The following is an 18,423-nucleotide window of genomic DNA, read 5'->3' on the forward strand; positions in this document are numbered from 1 at the left end:
GCGGGGCCTTTCTGTCGGGGCGGGCCTGGTCCGCCGGGTCACCGGGCTCACCGGGCTCACCGGACAAGGACGAAGACGACGGCGAGAGCGGTGAACGCGGCGACGGCCTGCGCCAGGTACTGGTGGAGCTGCCCGGTCTGCGGCCGCCGCGCCCCCGAACCGGCCGTGCGGACGGCCGCCGCCAGCGCGGCCACCGCGCCGGTGAGGCCCCGTTCGGCGACCCGGTCGGTACGGCGGGCCAGGGCGAGGGTGCCGTACGCGGCGGCGTCCACGGCGCGTTCCAGGACCCGGGTGTCGAAGGCGGCGGCGAGGCGGGCGGCGGCCAGGACGGGCCGGACGACCAGGGCGTGGGCGGCGCGTTCCAGCCCGAGCCAGTCCGGGAAGGGGGCGGGCAGGCGCAGCCGGGGGCCGCCCGCCGACCAGGCCCATGCGGCGGCTCCGAGGGCGAGCCCGCCGGAGAGGGACGCCTCCCAGAGGTGGGGCGCGGGGTGGACTCCGGTGGCGACGGTGTGTTCCAGGACGGTGCGCAGGGGCGGCAGGGCGAGCGGGGTGAGGGCGAGGCAGGCCAGGGCGAGGAGGGTGAGCGGGGTGAGGAGTGCGGGGCGGGCAGGGGGTGCGGTCGCGGGGGCGGAAGGAGGCCGCCAGACGTACCAGAGGGCTTTGGTGCTGTAGACGGCGGCGAGGGTGGCGGCGGCGAGGCCGGTGGCGTAGAGCCAGGGGTCGTGGGTGAGGGCGGCGGCGAGGAGGAGGTCCTTGGCGGCCCAGAGGGCGAGCGGGGGGAAGCCGGCGAGGCAGAGGGCGCCGGTGGTGAAGAGGAGGCCGAGGGGGCGGGGGCTGCGGGCGGCGCCGGTGAGACCGGGGAGCAGGCGGGTGTCGTGAGTGGTGAGCCAGGCGCCGGCGAGGAGGAAGAGGAGGCTCTTGGCGGCGGCGTGGGCGAGGAGCTGAAGGGTGCCGCCGGTGGTGGCGCCGGCTCCGGCGGCCAGCACCATGAAGCCGAGCTGGGCGCAGGTGGAGGCGGCGAGGAGCTGTTTGAGGTCGCGTTGGGCGACGGCGACCAGGCCGAGGACGAGGGCGGTGGCGGCCCCGGTCCAGGCGGTCAGCTCGGCGCCCCAGCCGGTGGCGGCCAGCAGGGGGCCGGTGCGCAGCAGCAGGTAGGCCCCGGCGGCGACCATGGTGGCCGAGTGGAGGAGGGCGGAGACGGGGGCGGGGCCGCGCATGGCGCCGGAGAGCCAGAAGCTGAAGGGGAGCTGGGCGGACTTGCCGAGCGCGGCGAGGACGATGCCGGCGGCGGTGAGGGAGCGCCAGGGTTCGCCGGTGCTGGCGAGGTCGTCGAGGGCGAGGGGGGCGGCTCCTCCGGCGAGGGCGGCGCCGGCCGCGAGGTAGAGGCCGAGGTCGCCCGTGCGGGTGGTGAGGAAGGCGGTGGTGGCGGCGCGGGTGGCCGCGCGGTCGCGCCAGGTGTGGCCGATGAGCGCCCAGGAGGTGGCGCCCATGACCTCCCAGCCCATGAGCAGGAGGGGCAGGGTGGCGGCGGTGACGGTGGTCAGCATGGCGCCGGTGAACAGCAGCATGAGGCCGGTGAAGCGGGCGGCCGAGCCGGGCGGGCCGAGTCCGGCGCGGGCGGCGAGCAGGACGAGGGCGGCGACGGCGGCGACCGTGACGGCGAGCGGTGCGGAGAGGCCGTCGACGGCGAGGCGTACCGGCAGTCCGGTCAGGAAGGGTGCGGCCGCCTCGGGTCCGGTCCGGGCCGCGACGGTGGCGAGGGCGCAGGTGGCGAGGGCGAGGGCGGCTCCCGTGGTGGGGGCGGTCCGGTCGGCGCGGTGTCCGGCGAGGAGCAGGGCCGCGCCGCCGGTGAGCGGCACCGCCGGGAGCAGCCAGAGCAGGGCGCTCACCCGCGCAGCTCCGCCGCCTGGTCGGTGAGGTCCTTCTCGCCGGTGCGGAACAGGGCGGTGACCACGGCGAAGCCGACCGCCATCTCCAGGGCCATGGCGGTGACCGCGAGGATGACGACGACCTGCCCGTCGGCGTTGGCGGGGGCGAGGTGGCGCCAGGCGGTCGCGGCGGCGAGGATCACGGCGCCGATCATCAGCTCCAGCCCCATCATCAGCATCACCACGGACTGCTGGGTCAGCACCCCGAAGAGGCCGGTGCAGAACAGGGCGGCGGCGAGCAGCATGAGGAGGGAGAGGGTCACCGGCCGACACCTCCGCGGGCGGGGTCGTCGGGCCTGGCGGCGCGCAGGTCGTCGCCCCACCGGTCGTAGCGGCCGCGCCGGGTGGCGAGGACGACGGTCGCGACGATGGTGGCGAAGAGGGCGGTGCCGAGCGTCATCATGGTGAGCATCTGGGGCCCCATCAGGGACATGCCGAGCTCGAAGGTGGGGTCGGCGGGCGGGCGGCCGGTGGCCCGGGGCCAGTCGGCGGTGAGGATGCCGGTGGCGAGGAGGGCGAAGAGGGCGGCGCAGAGCGCGGCGGCGGCGCGGGTGTTGTGGAGCATGGCCATGGGCATCAGCCCGGCCGGATTCATCATGAACATGATCATGAACACGGCCATCACCGCCATCTCGATCGTCATCATCAGGACGATGACGACCCCGAGGTACTGAAGGCCGAGCAGCAGCACCTCGCCCGCGACGCAGAGCAGGGCGGCGAGCAGGGCGAAGGTGGCGCGGGCCATCGAGTCGAACCGGAAGACCAGGACGCCGGCCACCACCGCGCACACGGCCAGCACCCAGGCCAGGACGTCGCTCAGCACGGCACTCCCCCGCTCCCCCGCCTCACGGCAGCACCACCACGGCGACGACCAGCGCCTGGAGGACGGCGAGCGGCGTCAGCACCACCCAGGACAGCTCCGTGTACCGGTCCATCCGCACCCCGGGCAGCCGGCGGCGCAGCCACAGCAGCAGGGCGAGGACCGCGCCGGTCTTCACCAGGGTCCACGCCCAGCCGGGCAGCAGCGGGCCGTGGCCGCCGCCGAGGAAGAGCGGGACGGCCATCGCGGCGGAGGTGAGCAGCAGCAGGCGGCGCCCGCCGAGGAGCAGGAGGCGTCCGGTCCCGGTCAGCTCGGCGGCCACGCCACCGGCGAGGTCGCGTCCGGCGGGCTGGCCGAAGGGGCCCCAGAAGGACATGGCGGCCGCGCTCAGCAGGTAGAGCGCGAAGGCGGCCGGCATCCACACGGCGAACCACAGGCCCCGCTGGGCGTCGGCGATCTCGGTGACGCGGAGCGAGCCCGCGCCGAGCGCGGCGGTGGTGAGGGCCAGCATGTGCGGGATCTCGTAGGCGAGGCCCTGGGCGAGGAAGCGGTAGCCGCCGACGAGGGAGAGGGTGGAGTTGGGCCCCCAGCCGGTGAGCCAGACCGCCGCCCAGGCCAGCGCCTCCATGGCGTTGAACCAGACCACGCCGTCGCCGAGGTCGCTGACCGGGGTGGCGCCGAGCGGCACGACGGCGGCGGCCAGGAGGGCGGCGAGGGGCAGCAGCACGGTGCCGGTGCGGGTGGCGAGGGTGTCGGCGGCGCGGGTGCGGCGCGGCTGCTGGACGAGGAGCCGCAGCACTGCGCGGACGGGGGCGGCGGAGCGGCTGTCGGCGCAGGCGACGGCGAGGGCGGCCGGGGCGAGGAGCAGCGGGAGCGCGGCGGCGGCCCACAGGGGTGCGGAGTCAGCCACGGGTCACCTCCCCGGCGGCCACGGGGACGAGTTCGTCCGGGTCGGGGTCGAGGCTGGCGAGGGTGAGCCGGGCGGCGGCGAGTTCCGCGCCGTGCAGCAGGGCGGGCAGGACGTCGAGCAGGGCGCGGGAGGGCGGCTGCTCCCCCGTCAGGTCCCCGCGCGGGCCGTAGGGGTCGTCGGGCGGGAGCGGCCGGGGGTCCTCGCAGGCGTCGGCGGCCCGCGCGGCCTCGGCCAGCCACCGCACGGTACGGCGCCAGACGTCGCCGTCGGCCGCCAGGGCGGGACCGCCGACGCCTGCGGCCAGGGCCAGCTCACGGGGCAGGAAGCCGATGCCCGAGGTGAGCCACCGCAGGGTCCGGGAGCGGCCCACCCGCCGGGTCAGGCGCCGTGTCGTGTACGCCAGTTCGGCGGCGGGCGCGCCGGCGAGGGCGGCGTCGCGCAGGCGGCGGGCGCGGGTGGCGGCGTCCGGCCAGTCGGCCACGGCGAGCAGGCGGCCGAGGCTGTCGAGGTGGGCGGCGCACCGGCGGCGGGCGGCCTCGCCCCGGGTCACCGGGGCCCCGGCCGCCGCCTCCCGCCACGGCGTGTCCCAGAACGCGGGCCGGGGGGCGGGCGCGGCCGGAACCAGCTCGACGCCGGTCACCTCTTGCACCACGTCGCCCTGGAGCGCGAGCCGCACCACCAGCCCGGCCGGCCAGTCGGGCAGCGCCGGCCCGAAGGGCACGTGCAGGCGGTCCAGCCGCAGCCCGTCGCGGTCGTCGGCACGGTCGGCCAGCGGGAGGCCGGAGACGAGCATGGGGGTGTCGTGGGAGTGCGCCGCCGATGGGTCGGCGTGGCCGAGGTCAGGGTGGCCGTGGTCGGTCGCGGGGCTCACCTGGTGCGGGCGGGGTCCTCCTGCGGCCGTCCCCGCACGCCGGCCGCCCCGCAGCAGCGCGGCGTGCCCCGCGTCCAGGGCCGCCCCCGCGTCGGCCGCCTCCTCGACCCGGACCATTGCGCGCGGCTCGGCCAGCGCCTGCCAGGTTCCTTCCAGCCAGGCCGGCTCGTCCTCGCCCGGGCTGCCCACGACGACCAGCAGGTCTGCGGCGGCCGGGGAGAGGGCGCGGGGCCAGCGGCGGGCCCGCAGTTGACGTTCGACGGCGAGCCGGGCGCGGGTCGCTCCGGGGAGTACGGCGGTCAGTACGGCGGGGCGGGCCAGCGCGGCCCGCAGCAGCGCGCTCCTCAGCTCCACCGGAAGGCACCCTCCCGCCAGGCGTAGGCGACGGCCGCCAGCAGGATGCCGAGGAAGAGGAACATCTCGACCACGGCCGGGGTGCCCATCTCCCCCACCACGCGCACCCACGGGTACATGAAGAGCATCTCCATGTCGAAGGCGAGGAAGACCAGGGAGACCGGGTACCAGCGGACGTGGAAGCGGCTCGCCGGATGCTCGGCGGGGGCGAGTCCGCCGCTGAACGGCGGCAGGGCCCGGGCGGGTTCGCGACGTACCGCGCAGAGCCGGCCGGCGCCGTACAGGAGCAGGACGCCGAGCACGCAGACGGCGAGCAGCAGGAGCAAGGGCCGTCCTTCCGCACCTGCCACGCGCCCTCCTCCTCGCCGCTGCCATCGGCCGTCCGGCCGCAGCCAGCATGCCAGCCGGATCTACACATCTCGGCACAAAACGCCACACGGTACGGAGAATGGCGGGCGCCAGCCACCGACGGCGGGCAGCCCCGCCCCGTAGCCTCGGCGTGTCCCGACGCCGTTCCCCCAGGAGGAACCATGGCCGCACCTTCCCGCTCCGCCCTGTTCCTCTCCGGACTGCTCGCCGCGGCCGGGGCTGCGCACTTCGTGGCGCCCAGGGGGTTCGACGCGATCGTGCCGGAGGCGCTACCGGGCGATCCCCGCCGGTGGACGCGACTGAGCGGGGTCGCGGAGGTGGCGCTGGCGGCGGGTGTCGCGCACCCGCGTACGCGGCGGCTGGCGGCCGGGCTGACCGGGGCGTTCTTCGTCGCCGTCTTCCCCGCCAATCTCCAGATGGCGGCCGACTGGCGGAACCGGTCCCCCGTGCGGCGCGCGGTGGCCTACGGCCGCCTCCCCCTCCAGGTGCCGCTGGTGCTGTGGGCGGAGTCGGTCCGGCGCGGGGCAGGCCGCGCCTCCTGACGCCTACTCACCTCTCACGCCCTTCGCGCCCGGAGGATCATTCCGCCGAAACGTGCGGGCAGCGGACGTCTCGCCGCCACCGGTCCGCCGTCCCCTCTTGATGAGGGAGGGTCCGCTGTGCCATACAGGTCCAGACCAATAACTCCGGTGGAAGGCTGGCCTCGTGCGTGGAACTCCAGAACCCCCAGCTGTCACGGCCCGGCGCGTCCTCCGGGGGCCGCTGCTGGTCGCGGCGGTGGCGGGGGCGCTCGCCGGGTGTTCGCTGGGCGGGAAGACCGTGGAACCGGACCGCCCGCCGACCGCACCGACCGGGGTGACCGCCGTGGCCAGCAGCGCCACCTCGGTCCACGTGATGTGGAACCAGTCCACCGACGACAAGGGCGTGCGCCGGTACGAGGTGCTGCTCGGCGGCAAGAAGGTCAAGGAGGTGCCGGGCGAGCGGCACATGGTCGACATCACCGACCTGGCCCCCGGCACCGAACAGGTCTTCACCGTGCGCGCCCTGGACACCGAGGGCAAGAAGGGCCCGGCCAGCAAGCGCGTCTCGGTGACCACGCCCGAGCAGGGCAAGGAGGACACCCGGCCGCCGACCGCCCCGGCCGGGCTGACCGCCGAGGCCGGGGGCAGCCGTGCCGCCACCCTGACGTGGAAGGCCGCCGAGGACGACGACGCGGTCGCCTCGTACGACGTCTACCAGGGCGGTTCGAAGATCCACAGTGTCGGCGGGGAGAGCACCTCGGCGGTGCTGACCGGGCTGCGGCCGGGCACCGCCTACCGGTTCACCGTCAAGGCGCGGGACGCTGCCGGGAACACCTCGCCCGCCTCCCCCGAGGCACGGCTCACCACCACGGGGAAGGGCTCGCCGGAGGCCGGGGCGGCGCCGACGGAGCTGACCGCCACCGCGCGGCGCACGGACGAGGGCCACTACATCGACCTGGCCTGGGTGGCGCCGAAGACCGGCGGCGAGGTGACCGAGTACCAGATCCGGCTGGACGGGAAGCAGGACACCAGCCTCGTCTGGGGTGGCAAGGTGCCCGAGGAGAAGGCGAAGTACACCTTCTTCGTCGGCAAGGAGGACGGGGTGGAGCACCGGGTGAAGCTGCGGGCCAAGCTGCCCGACGGCACCTGGGGCGGCTTCTCGCCCGAGCGGACCGTGGTCACCGGCGAGGAGTGAGGGCGACGCCGTACGGATGAGGGGGCCACCCGCCCGGCGGCACCGGCGGCGGGGCCGGGTGCGCCCGGGGCGGGCGGGCCGTCGGCTCGTAGCGGCAGGCACGGGTCCGTGACCGGCGGCGCACCGGGCGCCCCCGCCCGGTGCCGCTCCCCGGAGGTCGTCCGCGATGAGTCTGTCACGGCGGCGGCGCCGAGTGCGGGACGGAGCAGGCTGGGGAGCCCACGACCTCCTCGACGATGCGCCCGGCGCCCTCCGCCTCGCCGTCGGCACCGGACAGCTCCGGCGCCGCCTCCCCCGAGGCGTCCGCCTCCCCGCTGCCCTCACACGGGGTCCAGGGCGGGGTCGGCGGCGGCGCTGGGCGGCGCGTGGTGGATGCTGCGCCGCAGCACGGGCGCGCGGGAGTGAACGCCCGTCAGGAGGGGGTGCCCGCCTCCTCGGGGGCGCCCGCCAGTTCGTCCAGCGCGTCGGTGAGCCAGGTCGTCCAGAAGGTCTCCAGCTCGATCCCGGCCCGCAGGACGATGTGGCGCAGCCGGTCCTCGCGCGGCCGGTCCGGCGCGGGCGGGAAGTCGCGGCGCTCGATGGCCTCGTACTCGGCGAGCTGCGCGCGGTGCAGCTCCAGATGACGCCGGAGTTCGTCCTCCAGCTCCACCCCGCCGACCACGGCGGCGGCGCGCAGCCGCAGCAGCAGCGGGTCGCGGACGGTCCGGGGGTCCTGGGGCTCGGCGGCCCAGCGGGCCAGCTCCTCGCGGCCGGCGGGAAGGACCTCGTACTCCTTGCGGCGGCCGCGGGCCGGCTTCTCGGAGGGGAGGGTGCGGATGAGTCCCTCGCCCTCCAGGCGGCCCAGCTCCCGGTAGATCTGCTGGTGGGTGGCAGACCAGAAGTAGCCGATCGACCTGTCGAAACGGCGGGTCAGCTCCAGCCCCGAGGAGGGCTTCTCCAGCAGGGCCGTGAGGATCGCGTGCGGCAGGGACATGGGCCAATCCTAGGGAGTGCGTGGACCGGTGCCCGCCCGCGTCCCGCGAGCCGGCACCGGTTCACGGGTCAGAGCGTGGCCGCGAGTTCGGTGCCCTGCTTGATGGCGCGCTTGGCGTCCAGTTCGGCGGCGACGTCGGCGCCGCCGATCAGGTGCGGGGTGCGGCCCGCCGCCAGCAGCTCCTCGTACAGGTCGCGGCGGGGTTCCTGGCCCGCGCACAGGACCACGGTGTCGACGGCGAGGACGCGCTGCTCGCCGTCGACGGTGAGGTGCAGCCCCTCGTCGTCGATGCGGTCGTAGGTGGCGCCGGCGACGGTGGTGACGCCCCGGTGGCGCAGCTCGGTGCGGTGGATCCAGCCGGTGGTCTTGCCGAGGCCGGCGCCGACCTTGCCGGTCTTGCGCTGGATCAGGTGGACGGTGCGCGGAGTGGCGGGGAGTTCCGCCTCGCGCAGGCCGCCGGGGGTGGCGTACGTGGTGTCGACGCCCCAGTGGCGGAAGTAGGTGTCGGCGTCCAGGGAGGCGCCGTCCCCGCTGTCGGTGAGGTGGGCGGCGACGTCGAAGCCGATGCCGCCGGCCCCGATGACGGCGACGCGGCGGCCGACCGGGGCCTGGTCGCGCAGCACGTCGAGGTAGCCGACGACGCTGGGGTGGTCCACGCCGGGGATGGCGGGGACGCGCGGGGTGACGCCGGTGGCGAGGACCACCTCGTCGTAGGCGTCCTCGGGGAGGTCGGCGGCGGTGACGGGCTTGCCGAGGCGGACGTCGACGCCGTGTTCGGCGAGCTGGACGCGGAAGTAGCGGACGGTCTCGTCGAACTCCTCCTTGCCGGGGACGCGGCGGGCGACGTTGAGCTGGCCGCCGGTCTCCTCGGCGGCGTCGAAGAGGGTGACCGCGTGGCCGCGCTCGGCGGCGGAGACGGCGCAGGCGAGACCCGCGGGCCCGGCGCCGACGACGGCGATCCGTTTGCGCAGCCGGGTCGGGGCGAGGACCAGTTCGGTCTCATGGCAGGCGCGCGGGTTGACCAGGCAGCTGCTGATGCGGCCGCTGAAGGTGTGGTCCAGGCAGGCCTGGTTGCAGCCGATGCAGGTGTTGATGGTGTCGGCGCGGCCGCGGGCGGCCTTGGCGACGAAGTCGGGGTCGGCGAGGAAGGGCCGGGCCATGGAGACCATGTCGGCGCGGCCCTCGGCGAGGATCTGCTCGGCGGTCTCGGGGGTGTTGACGCGGTTTCCGGTGACGAGCGGGATGCTCACCGCGCCCATCAGTTCGCGGGTGACCCAGGTGAAGGCGGCGCGCGGGACCTGGGTGGCGATGGTGGGGACGCGGGCCTCGTGCCAGCCGATGCCGGTGTTGATGAGGGTGGCGCCGGCCTCCTCGACCAGCTTGGCGAGGGTGACGACCTCCTCCAGCGAGGAGCCGCCGGGGACCAGGTCGAGCATGGAGAGGCGGTAGATGAGGATGAAGTCCTCGCCGACGCGCTCGCGGACCCGGCGGACGATCTCCAGGGGGAAGCGGACGCGGTTCTCGTAGGAGCCGCCCCAGCGGTCCTCGCGGTGGTTGGTGCGGGCGGCGATGAACTCGTTGATGAGGTAGCCCTCGGAGCCCATGATCTCGACGCCGTCGTACCCGGCGGAGCGGGCGAGGGCGGCGGCCCGGACGAAGTCCTCGATGGTCTCCTCGACCTCGTCGCCGGTGAGGGCGTGCGGCACGAAGGGGTTGATGGGGGCCTGGATCGCGCTGGGGGCGACGAGGTCCTGGTGGTAGGCGTAGCGGCCGAAGTGGAGGATCTGGAGGGCTATCTTCCCGCCCTCGCGGTGGACGGCGTCGGTGATCACCCGGTGCTCGGCCGCCTCGGCCTCGGTGGTGAGCCGGGCGCCACCCTCGGCGGAGCGGCCCCGGTCGTTGGGGGCGATCCCGCCGGTGACCATGAGGCCGACGCCGCCCCGGGCGCGCGCGGCGTAGAACGCGGCCATCCGGTCGATGCCGCCGGGGGCCTCCTCCAGGCCGGTGTGCATGGAGCCCATGAGCACGCGGTTGCGCAGGGTGGTGAACCCGAGGTCGAGCGGGTTCAGCAGGTGCGGATAGTCACTGGCGCTGCTCATGGCGGCCCTCCGTACGGCGATGTCGTACGGACAGTTCTAAAGGAGGGCCGCCCGGTTCTGCAACTAGTTGCAGAAGGAAGTGGCAGCGGTCACGGCCTACGCGGGGTGAGCACCCTCACCCTTACCGTCCTCGGGGGCGCGCGGGGCCTCGAACTCGTACTCCCCGGGCACCATGGAGTCGCCGCCCGCCGTGTCGCCCTCGCGGGCCTGGGCCACGTAGCCGATCGGGAGTTCGTCGCCGTCGACGGTGACGGCCTCGACGGCGCCGGTGGCCGGGTCGATGTCGGCCTGGACGCCCGAGCCGGCGTAGCGCGGGTAGCCGCTGGCGCCGAGGTCGCCGGTGGCCTCGACGCGGGTCTCGCGGAGCGGGGAGCCGTGCTCCGGGTGCCCCTCGGCGTCGGCGAGCTGCGGCTTGAGGACGACGGTGTACCAGCGGGGGTTCTCGCTCATCTCGCTCATGGCGCGAGGCTAGTGGCCCAACTCCCCGGGACCGGCGCGGCACGGAGAGCGGCGGCCGCCCGACACCCGGAAGGGGGCGTGGCCACCCCGCCGGGGACAGGCGGGGCCGCAAGGGAATCCGCGCACCCTTGATACGGTGGGGGGTATAGGAGGAGGCCGTTCGACCGGCCGCCTCCACCCGTGGGCGCCCCGCCCCGCGCGGGGCGGGCACCACCCGCGCCCCACAGGGCACCCCCGGCCAGGAGGGCGCGGGTCCCACCGCGCAGCCCACCTTCCCCACCCGCTCCAGGAGGACGCTTCCGTGACCATCTCCCCCGCCGACCTCCACGCCCGCGAGGCGTCGAAGACGCTCGTGCTCGACGTCCGGGCGCCGGGCGAGTTCGCCGCCGGGCATCTGCCCGGCGCCGTGAACCTGCCGCTCGACAGCCTCGCGGCGCTCCTGCCCGAACTGGCGGACGCCGCCGGGCGGCGTGAGCTGTTCGTGGTGTGCGCCACGGGCCGCCGCTCCGCCGATGCCCGCGAGCGGCTGGCCGCCGCCGGCATCGCGGCCACCGGCGTCGAGGGCGGCACCGACGGCTGGACCGCCGCCGGGCTGCCGGTCGAGCAGGGCCCCGCCCCGGCCCGCGCGACATGGGCGATGGACCGGCAGGTCCGCTTCGCCGCCGGCTCGCTGGTCCTGGCCGGACTGGCTCTCGGCCGCCGCGCCCCGCGCGCCCGGCTGCTCTCCGCCGGCGTGGCGGCCGGCCTGGTCTACTCCGGCCTGAGCAACACCTGCGGCATGGCGGCCCTGCTGGGCAAGCTGCCCTTCAACCGCCCGACACCCGCGGTGCTGGACACGGCCCGGGCGGCCCTGCGCGACTGACCGCCACTCCCCCGCCGCACAGGTGAGAGCCCGCCCCCCCCCAGGGGGCGGGCTCCCGCCCTTCCCGGCGCCCCCGGCCACCGGTCGGCGGCAACGGTCTGGATTCACCGCATGACCGAGCCTTCCCACCTCGCGGCCGTCCGTGCGTCGTACGACACCGTCGCCTCCGCCTACGCCGACCTCGTCTCGGACCCCGCGGCTCTGGACCCCTTGTCGCGCGCGACGCTGGACGCCTTCGCCGGGGTAGTCCGGGACTCCGGCCTCGGACCCGTCGCGGACCTCGGGTGCGGGCCGGGCCGCCTCACGGCGCGGCCGGCCTCGCTCGGGGTGTCCGTGTTCGGCGTCGGCGTGTCGCCGGCCATGACGGAACTCGCTCGCGCGACCCATCCCGATCTCCTCTTCTCCGTGGGCACCATGACGGCGCCGGGAATCGGCGACGGCACCCTCGGCGGCGTCCTGGCCCACCACGCGACCCACCACACGCCGCCGGAACTCCTCCCCACGGTCTCCGCCGAGTTCCACCGCACCTCGGCGCCCGGAGGCCATCTGCTCCTCGCCGGTCACGTGGGCGCCGGCACCCACCGCCGCCCGACGCACGCCTACGGTGGCCACCCCGTGTCGTACACCTCCCACCGGCTACCCCCGGACCACCCGGCGGTCCTGCTGCGCGAGGCCGGTTTCACCGTCACCGCCCAGCTCGCCAGGAGCCCGACGCGGAGCCAACCTGGAGATTCGCCAGCTTCCTGGCCCGCAAGGAAGGTGCCGGGCTGCCCGCCTGAAGACCCCTTCCGCCGAGGAGGCTTGACACCCCGGACACCGAACGAGACGATACGTCTCGTTGCGCTCGGGAGTGCGGGCGCATCCTCCGTCCGACCGATCCAGGGAGTACGCATGACCCCGGCACCGACCGTCCCCCGCACCCACTGGGTCGAGTCCGCCCCCGGCGTCCGCCTCTGGGCCGAGGAGCACGGCGACCCCCAGGCCCCCGCCCTCCTGCTGATCATGGGCGCCGCCAGTTCCGGTCTCGCCTGGCCCGACCCACTCGTCCACGGCCTGGCCCAGCGCCACCGGGTGATCCGCTACGACCACCGCGACACCGGCCGGTCGACCTGGTCCTACGCCGGGCAGCCGTACGCCATCGCCGATCTGGCGCGGGACGCGGTGGCGGTCCTCGACGCCCTCGGCGTGGAGCGCGCCCACGTGGCCGGGATGTCGCTGGGCGGCATCCTGGTCCAGCTGCTGGCCGCGGACCACCCCGGACGCCTGCTGAGCGCCACCGTCTTCGGCACCTGCGCGGCCAGCGAGGCGGGGTGGACCAGGGCCGACGGGACCGAGGCCACCCCGGCCGACCTGCCGCCCGTCGACCCGCGGCTGATCGAGGAGTGGTCCCGGCCCGTCCAGGAGCGGGACGAGGCGGCCGAGATCGAACACCGGCTGCGCCACTGGAAGCTGCTGGGCGGCGACCAGATCCCCTTCGACGAGGCCTTCTTCCGCGACCAGGAGCAGCGGATCATCCGCCACACGGGCCACCACGCCGCCAGTCAGGCCCACGCCCTGGCCGACCAGTCCGGTCTGGTGCGTACGGCGGAACTGGCCCGCAACGAGGTCCCGTTCCTCGTCCTGTCCGCCCCGGCCGACCCGGTCTACCCGCCGGACCACGCCACGCACCTGAGCCAGGTGGTGGGAGCCGCCCGGCTGGAGGAGATCCCCGGCATGGGCCACGCGCTGCCCCCGGCCGTCTGGCTCCCGCTGGCCCGCGCGATCGAGGACCACACCGCGCGCGCCGGGTCCTGAGGGGCCGTCCACTCAGCGCAGGCGGACGGGCAGGCGCCCGACGCTGTTGCCGACGAACCCGGCGGCCGGCGGCAGGGTCTCCTCCGGCTCGGCCAGGGTCAGCTCCGGGAACCGGCCGAAGAGGCGCTCCGGCGCGACGGTCGCCTCCAGCCGGGCCAGGGGCGCGCCGAGGCAGTAGTACGGGCCGTGGCCCAGCGAGAGAGGGCGGGGTCCGGCACGGGTGACGTCGAAGCGGTCGGCGTCGGGTCCGTGCGCGGCCCGGTCGCGGCCCGCCGCCGAGTAGGCGGCGAGCACCGGGAGACCGGCGGGGATGACCGTCGACCGGAGGGTGAGGTCGCGGGTGGCGTAGCGAAAGGGGAAGGCGCTGACCGGGCTGTCCCAGCGCAGGGTCTCCTCGACGGCCTGGGCCCAGGCCGTCGAGGACGAGGCCGAGCTGGTCGCGGTGGGCGCACAGGGCGCGGACGGCGTGGTGACGAGGTTGAGGGTGGTCTCGTGGCCGGCGACCACCATGAGCAGCAGGGTGCCGATCACTTCGGCGTCGTCGGGCCGGCCCCCGCCCTCGTCGCGGGCGGCGATCAGGGCACGGTTGGCGACGAGGAGGAGGCGGCGCAGGTCGGCGGTGCCGTCGGCCCGCGCCGCCTCCTCGACCTCGTCGAGCAGGCTGTCCACCAGCGTGGTGATCCGGGGGCGCAGCACCTCGACGCGGGGCGGGGTGAAGGCGGCGGCGACCGGGCCGCGCAGCCGGCGGTGGTCGGCGCCGTCCGCGGTGGTCGGCGCCGTCCGCGGTGGTCGTGCCGGGCACGGTGGCGAAGGTGCGCAGCGGCCAGCCGTCGGGGCCCGGCCCTCGCGCAGCGCGGTGAAGTGGCGGGGGTCCTTGGCGACATCGGGGTGGGCGAGGAACTCTCGCAGCTCCTCGTGGCCGAGGACGGCCATGCCCGCGATCTCCCCCGGCAGCACCACCCGCACGACCGGCCCCCGGGCGAGGAGCGCGGCGTTGTCGGCGTGCGGGCCCCCCGCCGGCCCTCATCCGGTATGCGTCGGGGGTGGGCGGCGGGTCCTGGGCGGGAGCGGGATCGGTGCTCACCGTGTGCCTCTCGTCCGGCGGGCGCCGTCCGGGCCCGGCCTCGGGCGCGTCGGCCGGCGAACGGTCGAGGACCCTGCACCGTACGCCGCCCGTCAGCGGTTCACCGGGCCCGACGCGCGGCGGCCCGCCCGGTGCGTGGGGGCACCGGGCGGGCCGTCACGGAGCGTCGTCACCCAGCTCAGCAGCTGAGGTTGTCGCCCGGCTCGACACCGAGGACGCCGGTGAACCTCTCGTAGAGGTCGATACGGCTCTGGACCTGGCCGGGATTTCCGCCGTCGCATTCGATGCTGCCGTTGATCGCGCGAATGGTCTCGCCGAATCCGGCGCCGTTCACGATCGCGTCGTGCGGGGTCATGCTGCCCGCCCCGGACTGGGTGTTCCAGAACCAGAGGCCGGTTTTCCAGGCGACCGAGGCGTCGTTCTGCACGAGATCGGGATTGTTCAGCAGATCGATTCCGAGGGCGTCGCCCGCGGCCTTGTAGTTGTAGTTCCAGCTGAGCTGGACCGGCCCGCGCCCGTAGTACTTGTCGTTTCCGGCGGGGCAGCCGAAGGGCTGGGTGCTGTCGCAGTAGTGCGGGTAGTTCGCCTCGTTCTGCTCGACGATGTGGACGAGGCCGCCCGTCTCGTGGCTGACGTTGGCGAGGAAGGCCGCGGCCTCCTGCTTGCGCGTGGTGTCGCTGCCGGTGCCGGTGAAGCCCGGGTAGGCGCTGAGCGCGTCGGTGAGGCCCGAGTAGGTGTAGAAGGAGTTCCGGTTCGGGAACATCGACTCGAACTGGCCCTCGCTGACGATGAAGTCGTCGGCGGCGCGGGGGTCGGCCTGCGCGGTCGGCCCGAGGGCCAGCACGGAGAGCGTCAGCGCGGACGCGGCCGCGGTCAGCAGCCCGATCAGACGGGTACGCATGGGTCACTCCTTGGTCCGGCCGCCACCGCGCCATCGGCGGCGGCCCGGGGGATCACGTGGGGGGAAGGAGAGCCCGCGGCGGCGCACAGGGGCCGGTGCGGGCGGTGCGGGTCCCCCACCGCGGCGGCCGGCTCGTCTCCGGCCGCCGCGTACGCCCATGGGGTCCCCGCCCTGGGGAGGCCCGGGTTCATGCCGTACGGCACGGGCCCGGGGTCCGGCGCGTCAGCTGACGTTGACGTCGATGCAGGCGTAGAAGGCGTTGCTGGTGTCGGCGACGTTCCACACCGCGAGGACCTTCTGCTGGCCCTTCAGCCCGCCGAAGTCCACCTGGTGGGTGACGGTGGCGCCGGGCTTGGCGCCACCGTCGTCGAACTCGGCGATCTTCTGGCCGCCCGCGTAGTACTCCCAGGTGCTGGTGGCGTGCTGCGCCGTCAGCTTCCACTGGAAGGAGGTGCTGGAGGAGACCGGGGTCACCGCCCAGCCCTTGGAGTCGTCGTCCAGCTCCGAGAAGCGGGAGTTGCCGCCGCTGCACGAGCTGAGCCCCTTGGGGCCTTCCACCGACTGCGGCTCGTACGAGATGTCGCCGCAGCTGACCGTTCCGGCGGCGCACTGGGCCTGGCGGCTCGGCGGGTCGGAGATGTAGCCGTGGGCGCTGGCCGTACCGGCCGGGAGGCTGAGCGCGAGGGCGGGGGCGACGATCGCACCGACGAATGCGGCGCGCTTCTTGAGACCACGCATGGAGAAACTCCTTCACTTCGTCCGGTTCCGCGCACCTGATTCGTGGGGGAATCCCTGGCGCGCTTCTCCGGCGACGGGTGTGGGGACCTGGAAGTGCAAGGCCGGCTCGAATTCCGCATTTCACGCGCAGGCGTCAACTGGCCCGCGCTGTACGGGAATTCTTACTTGGACTAGACCATACAGGCCGTCACGTACGCGTCAAGAGCGATGCGGAATCCACGGCTCTCCCCGGCCCGGCCGCCCCGTGCGTGCCCGAACGCGAAGGGCCCGCTCCCCCGCCGCCCGGGAAGGGCGGGCGAGGGAGCGGGCCCGGCGGGGCCGTGCGTCAGATGCCGCAGGTGGGGGCGGACCAGAGGCGCGAGGCGCGGTGGTCGACGTGCGTGTGGTCGTTGTGGCCGGGGTAGCCCGGGCCGAGGATGCCCCGGAAGCCGTGGTTGCGGGCCTGCTTGGCGAGGGTGCACAGCGAGTGCGAGCCGGCGCCGAGGTCGGCGGAGTCGCCGTAGAGGTGGCGGCTGTTGCTCGCCCCGCCGACGGCGGCGTTGCACGACTTGGAGCGGAAGCCGCTGGTGACCCGGATCGGCTTGTCACCGAGGGCGTGGCGCAGCGCCTCCAGCTTCCACATGGTGCGCAGCGCGTTGGACTTGGCGGTGGCCGCGCTGACCGCCCCGCCCGACCAGGTGCTGTTGCACTTGTTCAGCTCGGCGTAGCTGAAGTGGACCGGGGTGCAGTCGTTGTCCTGGAGCGCGTAGATCTTGCTGTACGTCGCGGGTCCGGCGACGCCGTCCGAGGCGAGGCCGTAGGCGGACTGGAACCGCTTGAGGGCGGCCTTGGTGGCCGGGCCGAAGGAGCCGTCGACGGCGAGGACGGCGCCCTGGCCCGGGTAGCCGGAGAGCCGGATCTGGAGCTGGGTGACGTCCGCCCCGCTCGTCCCCTCACGGAGCGTCCGGGGCCAGGTGTAGCAGCCGTCGGCCTGCGCCGGACCGGCGGTGACGACGGCCGTACCGGCCATGAATGCCATGACCATGACACATCTGAGCAAGGTCTTGAGGATGCGCGACACCAGGTTCCTCCCGTGGCTGGGGCGACAGTTGGCACGAGCGTGACGGCGCCCGGGCGATCCGTCAACGCGCTCCGGGCCCACCGGTGGACCCATCGCGGGCCCACCCAGCGGACGCCGCGGGCCCGGCCTGCGCGCTGCAGGCCGGGCCCGGGATGCGGCGGCGGTGCGCCGGAGGGTCAGCCGCCGGTGCGGGCGGTGTCCTGGGCGGCCGGGGCCTGGTCCGCGGCATTGGAGACCGCGGTAGCCGGGCCGGCCGCCGGCTCGCCGGGCACGTCCTGCGCGGCCGTCCCGGCGGGCGCCGCCGGGGCCGCGAGCGGGGCGGCGGGCTTGCGGGCGGGCGAGAAGCGGCGCGCGACCGGCTCGGTCCAGCGGGCGGCCAGCGGGCCGACGATGACCAGGATCAGCACGTACGCGGTGGCGAGCGGGCCGATGCGCGGCTCGACGCCGACGGCGAGGCCGGCGATGACGATGGAGAACTCGCCGCGGGCGACCAGCGTGCCCCCGGCGCGCCAGCGGCCGGCGGGCTTGATCCCGGCCCGGCGGGCGGCGTAGTAGCCGGTGCCGATCTTGGTGAGGGTGGTGACGACGGCGAGAATCAGCGCGGGCACGATGACCGGCGGGATCGCGGCCGGGTCGGTGCTCAGGCCGAAGAAGACGAAGAAGACGGCGGCGAACAGGTCGCGCAGCGGGGTGAGAAGGCTGCTCGCGCCCTCGGCGACCTCACCGGAGAGGGCGATGCCGACGAGGAAGGCGCCGACGGCGGCGGAGACCTGGAGTTCCTGGGCGATGCCGGCGACCAGCAGGGTCAGGCCGAGCACGACGAGGAGCAGCATCTCGGCGTTGTCCGAGGAGACCGCGCGGCTGATCAGGCGGCCGTGCCGCAGGGCGACGTAGAGGACGGCGCCGACCGTGCCGAGCGAGATGAGCAGGGTGACGCTGCCGCCCGCGAAGCTGACGCCGGCCAGCAGGGCGGTGAGGATCGGCAGGTAGACCGCCATCGCCAGGTCCTCGATGACCAGGACGCCGAGGATGACCGGGGTCTCCCGGTTGCCGAGCCTGCCGAGGTCGCCGAGGACCTTGGCGATGACACCGGAGGAGGAGATCCAGGTGACGCCGGCCAGGGCGACGGCGGCGACCGGCCCCCAGCCGAGCAGCAGCGCGGCGGCCGCGCCGGGCAGCGCGTTGAGGGCGAAGTCGACCGCGCCGGAGGGGTACTGCGTCTTGAGGTTGGTGACCAGCTCCGAGGCGCTGTACTCCAGGCCCAGCAGGAGCAGGAGCAGGATCACCCCGATCTCCGCCCCGGTGGCGACGAACTCCTCACTGGCCTGGAGGGGCAGGATTCCCCCGTGACCGAAGGCGAGTCCGGCCAGGAGGTAGAGGGGGATCGGAGAGAAGCCCACCCGCCCCGCGAGGCGTCCGAGAATCCCGAGGGCGAGGATGATCGCCCCGAGTTCGATGAGCATGGCTGTGGTGTTGTGCACGGGC

18 protein-coding genes and 1 pseudogene are annotated in these 18,423 nt (G+C 75.1%); 5 read left to right on the forward strand and 14 right to left on the reverse strand.

The genetic code is table 11. The features are described from left to right. Window positions 1-56: 56 nt before the first annotated feature. Genes OIM89_RS00470 through OIM89_RS00495 form a run of 6 tightly spaced genes read right to left on the reverse strand, consistent with a single transcriptional unit; the run spans window position 57 to window position 5,209 of the window. Window positions 57-1,889 carry a proton-conducting transporter membrane subunit gene (locus OIM89_RS00470; RefSeq protein ID WP_264490861.1) on the reverse strand — a complete coding sequence of 611 codons (1,833 nt, stop codon included), beginning with the start codon at window positions 1,887-1,889 and terminating at the stop codon, window positions 57-59. Then, window positions 1,886-2,191, reverse strand: coding sequence for an NADH-quinone oxidoreductase subunit NuoK (nuoK, locus tag OIM89_RS00475; protein ID WP_030695974.1), 306 nt, complete (start codon window positions 2,189-2,191; stop codon window positions 1,886-1,888). Before nuoK ends, OIM89_RS00470 begins: the two co-directional genes overlap by 4 nt. Beyond that, window positions 2,188-2,751 (reverse strand): NADH-quinone oxidoreductase subunit J, encoded by a 564-nt coding sequence (locus OIM89_RS00480; RefSeq protein WP_030695975.1) that lies wholly within the window; start codon window positions 2,749-2,751, stop codon window positions 2,188-2,190. Before OIM89_RS00480 ends, nuoK begins: the two co-directional genes overlap by 4 nt. A 22-nt stretch (window positions 2,752-2,773) precedes the next feature. After that, the gene (locus OIM89_RS00485; RefSeq protein WP_264490862.1) at window positions 2,774-3,658 is read right to left on the reverse strand and encodes an NADH-quinone oxidoreductase subunit H; all 885 of its coding nucleotides are present in this window, start codon (window positions 3,656-3,658) and stop codon (window positions 2,774-2,776) included. Then, window positions 3,651-4,883 (reverse strand): hypothetical protein, encoded by a 1,233-nt coding sequence (locus OIM89_RS00490; protein ID WP_226964828.1) that lies wholly within the window; start codon window positions 4,881-4,883, stop codon window positions 3,651-3,653. Before OIM89_RS00490 ends, OIM89_RS00485 begins: the two co-directional genes overlap by 8 nt. After that, window positions 4,874-5,209, reverse strand: coding sequence for an NADH-quinone oxidoreductase subunit A (locus OIM89_RS00495; RefSeq protein WP_010640187.1), 336 nt, complete (start codon window positions 5,207-5,209; stop codon window positions 4,874-4,876). Before OIM89_RS00495 ends, OIM89_RS00490 begins: the two co-directional genes overlap by 10 nt. Window positions 5,210-5,413: 204 nt before the next feature. Here OIM89_RS00495 and OIM89_RS00500 point away from each other — a divergent pair, with 204 nt between their 5' ends. Further along, window positions 5,414-5,794 (forward strand): hypothetical protein, encoded by a 381-nt coding sequence (locus OIM89_RS00500; protein ID WP_151167321.1) that lies wholly within the window; start codon window positions 5,414-5,416, stop codon window positions 5,792-5,794. 277 nt (window positions 5,795-6,071) lie between these two features. Next, window positions 6,072-6,968 carry a fibronectin type III domain-containing protein gene (locus OIM89_RS00505; protein ID WP_151170332.1) on the forward strand — a complete coding sequence of 299 codons (897 nt, stop codon included), beginning with the start codon at window positions 6,072-6,074 and terminating at the stop codon, window positions 6,966-6,968. 412 nt (window positions 6,969-7,380) lie between these two features. Here the strand turns inward: OIM89_RS00505 and OIM89_RS00510 are convergent, their stop codons facing one another. The 3 genes from OIM89_RS00510 to OIM89_RS00520 all read right to left on the reverse strand — a co-directional run bounded on the left by OIM89_RS00510 (window position 7,381) and on the right by OIM89_RS00520 (window position 10,499). Further along, complete coding sequence (locus OIM89_RS00510) at window positions 7,381-7,941, reverse strand: PadR family transcriptional regulator (protein WP_030695980.1); 561 nt, start codon at window positions 7,939-7,941, stop codon at window positions 7,381-7,383. A 68-nt stretch (window positions 7,942-8,009) separates the two neighbouring features. Then, the gene (locus OIM89_RS00515) at window positions 8,010-10,040 is read right to left on the reverse strand and encodes an NADPH-dependent 2,4-dienoyl-CoA reductase (RefSeq protein WP_264490863.1); all 2,031 of its coding nucleotides are present in this window, start codon (window positions 10,038-10,040) and stop codon (window positions 8,010-8,012) included. A gap of 96 nt (window positions 10,041-10,136) precedes the next feature. Then, window positions 10,137-10,499, reverse strand: coding sequence for a hypothetical protein (locus OIM89_RS00520; protein WP_239655717.1), 363 nt, complete (start codon window positions 10,497-10,499; stop codon window positions 10,137-10,139). A 301-nt stretch (window positions 10,500-10,800) separates the two neighbouring features. Here OIM89_RS00520 and OIM89_RS00525 point away from each other — a divergent pair, with 301 nt between their 5' ends. The 3 genes and pseudogenes from OIM89_RS00525 to OIM89_RS00535 all read left to right on the forward strand — a co-directional run bounded on the left by OIM89_RS00525 (window position 10,801) and on the right by OIM89_RS00535 (window position 13,155). Continuing rightward, window positions 10,801-11,361, forward strand: coding sequence for a rhodanese-like domain-containing protein (locus OIM89_RS00525; protein WP_030695983.1), 561 nt, complete (start codon window positions 10,801-10,803; stop codon window positions 11,359-11,361). A gap of 111 nt (window positions 11,362-11,472) precedes the next feature. Continuing rightward, window positions 11,473-12,140 (forward strand): annotated as a pseudogene (locus tag OIM89_RS00530) (class I SAM-dependent methyltransferase). Between the two features lie 112 nt (window positions 12,141-12,252). Next, on the forward strand, window positions 12,253-13,155 hold the full coding sequence (locus OIM89_RS00535; protein ID WP_175456951.1) for an alpha/beta fold hydrolase: 903 nt from the start codon (window positions 12,253-12,255) through the stop codon (window positions 13,153-13,155). 12 nt (window positions 13,156-13,167) lie between these two features. On the opposite strand, the gene OIM89_RS00540 is transcribed toward OIM89_RS00535, so the two are convergent. The 5 genes from OIM89_RS00540 to OIM89_RS00560 all read right to left on the reverse strand — a co-directional run bounded on the left by OIM89_RS00540 (window position 13,168) and on the right by OIM89_RS00560 (window position 18,419). Beyond that, complete coding sequence (locus tag OIM89_RS00540) at window positions 13,168-14,121, reverse strand: cytochrome P450 (protein WP_413747415.1); 954 nt, start codon at window positions 14,119-14,121, stop codon at window positions 13,168-13,170. Between the two features lie 296 nt (window positions 14,122-14,417). After that, complete coding sequence (locus tag OIM89_RS00545; protein WP_175456952.1) at window positions 14,418-15,140, reverse strand: chitinase; 723 nt, start codon at window positions 15,138-15,140, stop codon at window positions 14,418-14,420. A 222-nt stretch (window positions 15,141-15,362) separates the two neighbouring features. Continuing rightward, window positions 15,363-15,878: a lytic polysaccharide monooxygenase auxiliary activity family 9 protein gene (locus tag OIM89_RS00550; RefSeq protein ID WP_008409343.1), complete on the reverse strand. Its 516-nt coding sequence runs from the start codon at window positions 15,876-15,878 to the stop codon at window positions 15,363-15,365. A 325-nt stretch (window positions 15,879-16,203) separates the two neighbouring features. Continuing rightward, a complete protein-coding gene (locus OIM89_RS00555; RefSeq protein WP_372588005.1) occupies window positions 16,204-16,896 on the reverse strand; it encodes a D-Ala-D-Ala carboxypeptidase family metallohydrolase in 693 nt (230 codons plus the stop codon). A gap of 218 nt (window positions 16,897-17,114) precedes the next feature. Next, complete coding sequence (locus OIM89_RS00560; protein ID WP_226964824.1) at window positions 17,115-18,419, reverse strand: cation:proton antiporter; 1,305 nt, start codon at window positions 18,417-18,419, stop codon at window positions 17,115-17,117. Window positions 18,420-18,423: the final 4 nt, after the last annotated feature.

Source organism: Streptomyces sp. BI87 (assembly GCF_025957665.1).
GTDB lineage: Bacteria > Actinomycetota > Actinomycetes > Streptomycetales > Streptomycetaceae > Streptomyces > Streptomyces albidoflavus.

Bases quoted from the DNA above. Each gene is read 5' to 3' on its own strand.
- OIM89_RS00500 (WP_151167321.1), top strand. From the start codon at position 5,414: ATGGCCGCACCTTCCCGCTCCGCCCTGTTCCTCTCCGGACTGCTCGCC.
- OIM89_RS00510 (WP_030695980.1), bottom strand. From the start codon at position 7,941: ATGTCCCTGCCGCACGCGATCCTCACGGCCCTGCTGGAGAAGCCCTCC.
- OIM89_RS00515 (WP_264490863.1), bottom strand. From the start codon at position 10,040: ATGAGCAGCGCCAGTGACTATCCGCACCTGCTGAACCCGCTCGACCTC.
- OIM89_RS00520 (WP_239655717.1), bottom strand. From the start codon at position 10,499: ATGAGCGAGATGAGCGAGAACCCCCGCTGGTACACCGTCGTCCTCAAG.
- OIM89_RS00535 (WP_175456951.1), top strand. From the start codon at position 12,253: ATGACCCCGGCACCGACCGTCCCCCGCACCCACTGGGTCGAGTCCGCC.
- OIM89_RS00545 (WP_175456952.1), bottom strand. From the start codon at position 15,140: ATGCGTACCCGTCTGATCGGGCTGCTGACCGCGGCCGCGTCCGCGCTG.
- OIM89_RS00550 (WP_008409343.1), bottom strand. From the start codon at position 15,878: ATGCGTGGTCTCAAGAAGCGCGCCGCATTCGTCGGTGCGATCGTCGCC.
- OIM89_RS00555 (WP_372588005.1), bottom strand. From the start codon at position 16,896: ATGGCATTCATGGCCGGTACGGCCGTCGTCACCGCCGGTCCGGCGCAG.